Here is a 912-nt window from a genome sequence, read left to right on the forward strand (position 1 = left end):
AAGTAGCGGGGACAGGATTTGAACCTGCGACCTCTGGGTTATGAGCCCAGCGAGCTACCGAGCTGCTCCACCCCGCGTCGGCTTCACTAGTCTACCCCATCAGATCCGACCATGATCCGCCCCCCCCGCCCAGTATTTACCCAGTACATCCACGATCCATGTTGTAGATTCGCGCCGATCCACGACCACCTCTGTGGACCGCCCGAACATCGGAGTCGCTTTGCGTAAGCTCGCCTACTTCGTCGCCGCCACGCTCGACGGCTTCATCGCCGCGCCCGACGGATCGTTCGACTTCTTCCCCCTGGGGCCCGATCTAGCGTCCTACCTGGTGGCCGAATGGCCCCAGACGCTGCCCACCTTCGCCCACGCCCAACTCGGTGTGGCATCCCCGGCCACCGGTCGTTTCGACGCCGTGCTGATGGGCCGCGTCACCTACGAGCTGGGCCTCAAGCTCGGACACACCAGCCCCTACGACCACCTGAAGCAGTACGTCTTCAGCCGTTCGCTGGCCCCGGCCAGCTACCCGGACGTAGAGATCGTCTCCGGCGACCCGAGCTCCTTTGTCCGCCAGCTCAAGGCACGGCCCGGCCGGGACATCTGGCTCTGCGGTGGCGGACAGCTCGCCGGTCAGCTCCTCGACGAACTCGACGAACTGGTGCTCAAACTCAACCCGGTCGTCGCCGGCAGCGGTATCCCGCTGGTTGACCGGGGCTTCGACCCGCACCGCTTCGCGCTCACCTCGACGCGGACCTTGGCCAGTGGTGTGATCGTTGCGCACTACACCCGCCAAACCGGCGACCCCGCCTGACACCCCAGCGGGGATGCGGGCGGTGGTGGTCGGCTCGGGACGTCCCGCCGGACCGGTCCACCAATGCGCGAAAGCCCCGGAGGATTCCTCCGGGGCTTTCTAAC

The 912-nt window shown here is 66.2% G+C and carries 1 protein-coding gene and 1 tRNA gene; one reads left to right on the plus strand and one right to left on the minus strand.

The features are described 5' to 3' along the window. Positions 1 to 3: 3 nt before the first annotated feature. A tRNA-Met gene (locus H0524_RS03445) sits at positions 4 to 77 on the minus strand. A gap of 116 nt (positions 78 to 193) precedes the next feature. Here H0524_RS03445 and H0524_RS03450 point away from each other — a divergent pair. Then, positions 194 to 808: a dihydrofolate reductase family protein gene (locus H0524_RS03450; RefSeq protein WP_180197347.1), complete on the plus strand. Its 615-nt coding sequence runs from the start codon at positions 194 to 196 to the stop codon at positions 806 to 808. The last annotated feature ends 104 nt before the right edge of the window (positions 809 to 912 follow it).

Source organism: Salinispora sp. H7-4 (assembly GCF_013416675.1).
Classification (GTDB): Bacteria; Actinomycetota; Actinomycetes; order Mycobacteriales; family Micromonosporaceae; genus Micromonospora; species Micromonospora vitiensis.